The following is a 6,278-nucleotide window of genomic DNA, read 5'->3' as shown; positions in this document are numbered from 1 at the left end:
GGCCGCGGGATCGGAGGATCCCGCGGCCCCCGCGGCCGTGGCGCCCGGTCAGCGGTGGGTGCGGCGCACGCGCCACCAGATGCCCGCCGCGAGGAGCGCCGCGCCCGCCGTGCCGACGATCAGTGTCGGCACCGGGTGCCGCGCACCCGCCTGGACGAAGGTGCGCGCCTGGCGCGGCACGCGCTGCTCGACGGCGTGCCCGGCGTGCGTCGCCCTGTCCTGCGCTAGGTGTCCGGCGTGCCCCGCCCGTTCCTGCGCGGTGTGGCCCGCCCGGAGCGCCCGCTCCTGCACGGTGTGCCCCGCCCTGACCGCCCGCTCCTGCGCCGTGTGTCCGGCCCTGGCAGCCCGTTCCTGCACGGTGTGCCCGGCCTGCGCGGCGCTGCTGCGCAGCTGTACGGTCATCGCGCCCGCCTTGTCCCTGAGGTCGGCGGCACGGGCCCGGGCGCGGCCCTTCACGTCCGCCCTGGCGGCCAGCTCCTCCACGGTGCTGCCGAGTTGGCTCCTGGTGTGCTTGATCTGCTGCCTCAGCTCGTCGGGGCCTTTCGCGCCGCCCCCGCCGGGTTCGCTCCTGTTGGTCATCGGTGCGCCCTTTCCCTGATCTCCTCGACGTCCGCCTTGACGCTGCCGAGCGTCTCCTCGGGTGTGGGCGGTGCGGCACGCTTCAGCTGGGCGCGGCCGGTCGCGGCGAGCACCGAGGCGACGGCGAAGAGCACCGCCGTGACGATGAGCGCCGCGGCCCACACGGGCAGCGTCAGCGAGAGGGCGGCGACGGCCGCTGCGGCCAGGCCCAGCAGACCGGCGTAGGCGACGGCGCCCGCCGCGCCCAGCAGCCCGCCGCCGCGCCCGGCCCGCCGCCCCTTCTGTGCCAACTCCTCCTTGGCGAGGGCCACTTCCTGCCGCACGAGCCGGGAGAGCTGTTCAGTGGCCCGGCCGACGAGTTCACCCACGGAGGGGGGCTCGTCGGTTGTGGGCCGCACGTTCATGGTCCCGGTCACGGTGTTCCGCCTCCTCTCGGTCCGGAACATCCGAGTACCCCGGCCGGCGACCGTTAAGGGGGGATGCCAGGCCCCGCAGGGCCTCCCAGGAGCGGACCGAGAACGGATCTAGCCCTTCGTCCCGCCCCCCGCCCCGCGCTCGCCGAGGCGGGCCAGCTGGGTCTGGAACCAGTCGAGGCGGGCCTGCAACAGGGCGGCTTCCGCGACGAGTTCGGGCACGCCGAGCCCCTCGGGCCCGGCCGGGCCGCCGCCCGGAGCCGGGGCGGTCCCGCCCGCGACCACCCGCAGCCCCTGCCCGGCCAGCCGGGCGAAGGAGGCGAGCGAGACGGACGTACGGCCGCGCAGGCACAGCGGACAGGAGGCGGTCAGGGCCCGCCAGCCGGGCCTGCCCCAGCCCGCGTCGGCGAGCGCCGCCGGGGACGCGCCGCAGGCGCAGGGGCCGACGGTGACCGTCCGCACCCGTTGCCGGGCGTAGCGGAAACCGCGCTCGAAGCGGATGTAGACGCCGAGGACGGAGACCTCCAGCAGGGCCGCCGTCCGGTGCTCGGTGGTGGTGAGCAGTGCCTCCGCGGCCGCGCGGCCGTGCACGCAGTGGAAGCCGCAGTCGCACAGCCGAGCGGGCGGGCGGTGCCGGCGCCCGTAGACGCAGGACGCGTCGTCCAGGACGGCGTACGGCAGCGCGCCGCCGAGCGACACACCGGTGAACCCGGCCCGGGTGCCGTCCTGGGACAGCACCGGGTGGGCGATCTTGTATCCGGTCGGCGGCTCCGTCGGGCGTTCCGTGGGGAGCCGCAGTCTCATCGGGCGGCCGGGACCTCTTCGGGCACGGAGTCCTGCGGTTCGCGGATCTCCTCGGTGACGTCGAGTTCTTCCTCGTGGACGACCGGCTGCTCCTCAGCGACTCCGGTGGCCAGTGCCTTGCCGAGCTTCATGGTGCCTCCCATGACTGCCGTCGGTACCGTCCCGGCCATAGTGACCCATGAAGGGCCGAGTTGGACATAGGGCGAGGCACTCACCCCGCCCGACGTCGCAGTAACGCTTATCGATATCCCGTAGAAGAATTAAGTGGAGCTTCACTTTCGCCGTGCCGAGACTACTCCCATGACGACCACCCCACACACCTCCTCGCCCACCTCCTCGCCCTCCTCCTCGCCCACCTCCTCGCCCACCTCCTCCCGCCCCTTCGGCCGCACGCTCTGCGCGATGATCACCCCCCTCACCCAGGCCGGCGCGCTCGATCCGGACGGCGCGGGGCGCCTGGCCGAGCGGCTGGTGGCGGAGGGCTGCGACGGACTGGTCCTCAACGGCACGACGGGCGAGTCGCCGACCACGAGCGACGCCGAGAAGGCGGAGCTGATCACGGCCGTCCGGGAGGCGGTCGGCGACCGGGTGCCGATCGTGGCGGGCGTGGGCACCTCCGACACCCTGCACACCGTGGAGCTGGCCCTGGCGGCCGAGAAGGCGGGCGCGGACGGCGTGCTCGTGGTGACGCCGTACTACAGCAGGCCGCCGCAGGACGCACTGGAGGCGCACTTCCGCCAGGTCGCCGACGCGAGCGGCCTGCCGGTGATGCTGTACGACATCCCGGGCCGAACCGGCACCCGCATCGAGCCCGAGACGGTGATCCGGCTCGCGGACCACCCCAGGATCGTGGCGGTCAAGGACTGCTCGTACGACTTCCTCGGCACGCAGAAGGTACTGGCCCGCACCGGCCTGGCCTACTACGCGGGCTGCGACGAGCACATCCTCGCCCTGTACGCGGTGGGCGCCGCGGGCTGCGTCAGCACGGTCGCGAACGTCGTCCCGCGCCGGATCGCACAGATCCTGGAGGTGTTCGAGGCCGGCGACACGGCACGCGCCGCCGTTCTCCAGCAGCGGGCCGTCCCGCTCGTCGAAGCGATGACGGCCGCGGGCGAGCAGGGCGCGGTCACCGCCAAGGCGCTCCTGAACGCGCTCGGCCTGCCGGCGGGCCCGGTCCGCGCACCGCTGCGGCCCGCCGGCCGCTCGGCGGTCGACGGGCTGCTGGGGGCGTACGAGGAACTCACGGCCGCCTGATCAGCGGCGGGCGAAGACCGGCTGCCATGCCTTCAGCTCGTCGAACATCTCCTTACACAGGTCTCGGGTTCGTCGATCCGCTGCCACCGCCCCGCCGCCGACCAGCGCGTTCTGCAACAGGTCCTCGGCGGCGTGCCGGTCCCTGCTCTTCTCTTTCCCGGGCGGACCCGGCGCCGGGCCGCTGTATCCCTTGAGACGCGGCCTGCCGCCTGCCGCTATGCCTGTCCGCCGGGAAAAGATCTTCCGCCGGTCCACCGCGTCCGGTGCCGTACGTTGTCCCCGTGAGCCGCCCTTTGCTGTACCTGGACGTCGACGGCCCCCTCAACCCGTACGCGGCGGAGCCCGAGCGGCGCCCCGCGGGCTACACGACGATCCGGGTGGCCCTGCACCCCGGCCGCGCCCTGCGGGTCTGGCTGAACCCGGCCCACGGCCCGGCGCTCCTGAACCTCGGCTACGACCTGTGCTGGGCCACCACCTGGATGGACGCGGCCAACCGCTGGATCGCCCCGGTCGTCGGCCTGCCGGAGCTGCCGTACGTCGACTTCGGCGCGGGCCTGTTCGCCACGCGGCCCGACGGCGTCCACCGGAAGACCGAGGCCATCGTGGCCCACGCCGCCGACCGCCCCTTCGCCTGGGTGGACGACGAACAGAGCCCGGCCGACACGACGTACGTGCGGGCCCACCATGCCGGTCCCGCTCTGCTCCACCACGTCAGTCCGAGGACCGGGCTGCGCGAAGAGGACTTCACGGTCCTGGCGGAGTTCGCGAGCTCCCTCACACCATGATCACCGCACGTCGGACGAGGCAGCGCGCGAGAAACCACTGCGCCCCGTGTGCGGACAGCGTCGCGAGTCCTCGTGCCCGGCGTCGATGACCAGGACCACTTCGCCGGTCGGCCAGTGAGCGGCCAACTGCCGCAAGGTGCCGGGCCGGTAGCAGGGCACCTGAGGGAAGGCCCTGAACAGCTGCTCCCCGGACGTGAACACATTGACCGCCGGGGCGGAATTCACGCTTTCGACGACCGGCAGCACAGACCGCGCTGTGAAATCCGGCATCGGGAACGAAAGCGCCCTTCCGGGCCGTCTCGGGGCCGTGGAAGGGCGCTCACCAGTGACCAGGCGACCGCACCGCACGGCCGCCAATGATCAGTTGTGGCTGTGCAGGACCTCGTTCAGGCCGCCCCACACCGCGTTGTTCGGGCGGGCCTCGACCGTGCCGGTGACCGAGTTGCGGCGGAAGAGGATGTTGGAGGCGCCGGAGAGTTCGCGGGCCTTGACGATCTGTCCGTCGGGCATGGTGATGCGGGTGCCCGCGGTGACGTAGAGGCCGGCCTCGACCACGCACTCGTCGCCGAGGGCGATGCCGACGCCCGCCTCGGCGCCGACCAGGCAGCGCTCGCCGATGGTGATGCGGACGTTGCCGCCGCCGGAGAGCGTGCCCATGGTGGAGGCGCCGCCGCCGATGTCCGAGCCGTCGCCGACCACGACGCCCGCGGAGATACGGCCCTCGACCATGGAGGTGCCGAGGGTGCCCGCGTTGAAGTTGACGAAGCCCTCGTGCATGACCGTGGTGCCCTCGGCGAGGTGGGCGCCCAGGCGGACGCGGTCGGCGTCGGCGATGCGGACGCCCTTGGGGGCGACGTAGTCCGTCATGCGGGGGAACTTGTCGATCGAGGTGACCTGGAGGTGCAGGCCCTCGGCGCGGGCGTTCAGCCGCACCTTCTCGATGTCGTCCACGGCGACCGGGCCGAGCGAGGTCCAGGCGACGTTGGCGAGGTGGGCGAAGATGCCGTCCAGGCTCTGGCCGTGCGGCTTGACCAGGCGGTGGGAGAGCAGGTGCAGGCGCAGGTAGACGTCGTGCGTGTCGATCGGCTTGTCGTCGAGCGAGGCGATGACCGTGCGGACCGCGACCACCTCGACGCCCCGGCGGGCGTCCGGGCCGATCGCCGCGGTCGCGCCGCCGCCGAGCAGCTGCGCGGTCTGCTCGGCGGTCAGCCGCTCGGTGCCGGAGGGGCCGGGCTCCTCGGTCAGCTCCGGCGCGGGGAACCAGGTGTCGAGGACGGTCCCGTCGGCGGCGATCGTGGCGAGGCCCGCGGCGACGGCACCGGTGGTGCGTGCGTTCTTGTCGGTCATAAGGGAAACCTAACGTGGCCTGGGCCGCTTGGGCGAACCGCGTCTCACGTGCCGAGCCGGGACGGACCGGCCCGCACTACGCGGGCGCCCCGTCGATCAGCCGCGCCAGTGCGTCCCGCGCGTACTCCTCGTCGTACTCCGCTCCCGTCAGCAGCACCTGGAGGTAGATCCCGTCCATCAGCGCGAGCAGCGCCCTCGCCGTCACCGGATCGGTGCGCGCCGCCAGCAGCCGAGCCGTCTCGTCGGTCCACTCGGCGGCGACGGGACGCAGGGCGGGACGGCGCAGGGCCGCCAGGTACAGCTCGTACTCCAGCTCCACGCCCGGCCGGTCCCCGCCCAGCCAGTCCCCGAGGACCCGCGCGAGCCGCGCCGCGAGGTCGCCGCCCGGGTCGTCCAGGACGGCGCTGTCGGCGAGTACCTTGGCGCAGCCCTCGTTGGTCTGGCGGAGGGCGGCCACCATGAGGTCGTCGAGCGTCGTGAAGTGGTACGTCGTGGAGCCGAGCGGAACGTCCGCCTCGGCGGCGACCGAGCGGTGACTCAGGCCCGCGATGCCCTTCCTCCCGACCACCCGGATCGCCGCGTCGATGATCCGCTGCCGCCGCTCGGGGTCGTAACGCCGGGGCATCAGTGGGCGCCTCCCAGGTTGAGCACCACCACTCCCCCGACGATCAGCAGGATCCCGGCGACCTTGGTCGCGCCCAGTCCCTCGCCGAACAGCATCAGGCCGATCACGGCGATCGTCGCGGTGCCCACCCCGGACCAGATCGCGTACGCCGTTCCGATGGAGACGGTCTTCAGGGTCTGGGCGAGCAGGGCGAAGGAGAGGAGGTAGCCGAGAGCGGTCAGCAGTGAGGGGCCGAGCCTGCTGAAGCCGTCGCTGTACTTCATCGCGGTCGTGGCGACCACCTCGGCGGCGATGGCGCAGCCGAGCAACAGGTATCCCATGTGTACGAGCGTACATAACGGCTGGGGGCAGGTCACGCCCCGAACTCGGAAGTGGTGACCGCCGGGCCGCCGCCGGCCCGGCTCGCGCAGCCGGGTCAGGTGGTCGAGCGCCCGCCGCTCGGCGCGGGCCGCCCGGCGCAGGGCCGCGACC

At 73.3% G+C, this 6,278-nt stretch carries 10 protein-coding genes; 2 read left to right on the top strand and 8 right to left on the bottom strand.

Going from position 1 to position 6,278, the window contains the following annotated elements; all coding sequences use genetic code 11:
• Window positions 1–48 precede the first annotated feature (48 nt).
• From ACWGJM_RS46700 to ACWGJM_RS46685, 4 genes are all read right to left on the bottom strand, one after another.
• The gene (locus ACWGJM_RS46700) at window positions 49–579 is read right to left on the bottom strand and encodes a DUF3618 domain-containing protein (RefSeq protein ID WP_453417877.1); all 531 of its coding nucleotides are present in this window, start codon (window positions 577–579) and stop codon (window positions 49–51) included.
• A complete protein-coding gene (locus ACWGJM_RS46695; protein ID WP_453417876.1) occupies window positions 576–995 on the bottom strand; it encodes a phage holin family protein in 420 nt (139 codons plus the stop codon). The genes ACWGJM_RS46700 and ACWGJM_RS46695 overlap by 4 nt, the downstream gene beginning before the upstream one ends.
• A gap of 108 nt (window positions 996–1,103) precedes the next feature.
• Complete coding sequence (locus tag ACWGJM_RS46690) at window positions 1,104–1,796, bottom strand: hypothetical protein (RefSeq protein ID WP_453417875.1); 693 nt, start codon at window positions 1,794–1,796, stop codon at window positions 1,104–1,106.
• Window positions 1,793–1,939, bottom strand: a complete 147-nt coding sequence (locus ACWGJM_RS46685; RefSeq protein ID WP_453417874.1) for a hypothetical protein — start codon at window positions 1,937–1,939, stop codon at window positions 1,793–1,795. Before ACWGJM_RS46685 ends, ACWGJM_RS46690 begins: the two co-directional genes overlap by 4 nt.
• Window positions 1,940–2,096: 157 nt before the next feature.
• Between ACWGJM_RS46685 and dapA the strand changes: the two genes are divergently transcribed.
• Window positions 2,097–3,050, top strand: coding sequence for a 4-hydroxy-tetrahydrodipicolinate synthase (dapA, locus tag ACWGJM_RS46680; RefSeq protein WP_453417873.1), 954 nt, complete (start codon window positions 2,097–2,099; stop codon window positions 3,048–3,050).
• Window positions 3,051–3,331: 281 nt separating this feature from the next.
• The gene (locus ACWGJM_RS46675) at window positions 3,332–3,835 is read left to right on the top strand and encodes a hypothetical protein (RefSeq protein WP_453417872.1); all 504 of its coding nucleotides are present in this window, start codon (window positions 3,332–3,334) and stop codon (window positions 3,833–3,835) included.
• On the opposite strand, the gene ACWGJM_RS46670 is transcribed toward ACWGJM_RS46675, so the two are convergent.
• The 4 genes from ACWGJM_RS46670 to ACWGJM_RS46655 all read right to left on the bottom strand — a co-directional run bounded on the left by ACWGJM_RS46670 (window position 3,836) and on the right by ACWGJM_RS46655 (window position 6,127).
• Entirely contained in the window at window positions 3,836–4,081 is a 246-nt protein-coding gene (locus tag ACWGJM_RS46670; RefSeq protein ID WP_453417871.1) for a hypothetical protein, read from the bottom strand. It abuts the gene before it with no gap.
• 114 nt (window positions 4,082–4,195) lie between these two features.
• The gene (gene dapD, locus ACWGJM_RS46665; protein WP_453417870.1) at window positions 4,196–5,182 is read right to left on the bottom strand and encodes a 2,3,4,5-tetrahydropyridine-2,6-dicarboxylate N-succinyltransferase; all 987 of its coding nucleotides are present in this window, start codon (window positions 5,180–5,182) and stop codon (window positions 4,196–4,198) included.
• Window positions 5,183–5,258: 76 nt separating this feature from the next.
• On the bottom strand, window positions 5,259–5,807 hold the full coding sequence (locus tag ACWGJM_RS46660) for a TetR/AcrR family transcriptional regulator (protein WP_453417869.1): 549 nt from the start codon (window positions 5,805–5,807) through the stop codon (window positions 5,259–5,261).
• Window positions 5,807–6,127, bottom strand: coding sequence for a DMT family transporter (locus ACWGJM_RS46655; RefSeq protein WP_453417879.1), 321 nt, complete (start codon window positions 6,125–6,127; stop codon window positions 5,807–5,809). Before ACWGJM_RS46655 ends, ACWGJM_RS46660 begins: the two co-directional genes overlap by 1 nt.
• Window positions 6,128–6,278: the final 151 nt, after the last annotated feature.

It is taken from the genome of Streptomyces sp. NPDC054834 (assembly GCF_053611185.1).
The sequence above is the reverse complement of the archived record's forward strand: the minus strand, read 5'-3'. Positions and strand labels throughout refer to the sequence as shown.

Bases quoted from the DNA above. Each gene is read 5' to 3' on its own strand.
- ACWGJM_RS46700 (WP_453417877.1), bottom strand. From the start codon at position 579: ATGACCAACAGGAGCGAACCCGGCGGGGGCGGCGCGAAAGGCCCCGAC.
- ACWGJM_RS46690 (WP_453417875.1), bottom strand. From the start codon at position 1,796: ATGAGACTGCGGCTCCCCACGGAACGCCCGACGGAGCCGCCGACCGGA.
- ACWGJM_RS46685 (WP_453417874.1), bottom strand. From the start codon at position 1,939: ATGGGAGGCACCATGAAGCTCGGCAAGGCACTGGCCACCGGAGTCGCT.
- dapA (WP_453417873.1), top strand. From the start codon at position 2,097: ATGACGACCACCCCACACACCTCCTCGCCCACCTCCTCGCCCTCCTCC.
- dapD (WP_453417870.1), bottom strand. From the start codon at position 5,182: ATGACCGACAAGAACGCACGCACCACCGGTGCCGTCGCCGCGGGCCTC.
- ACWGJM_RS46660 (WP_453417869.1), bottom strand. From the start codon at position 5,807: ATGCCCCGGCGTTACGACCCCGAGCGGCGGCAGCGGATCATCGACGCG.
- ACWGJM_RS46655 (WP_453417879.1), bottom strand. From the start codon at position 6,127: ATGGGATACCTGTTGCTCGGCTGCGCCATCGCCGCCGAGGTGGTCGCC.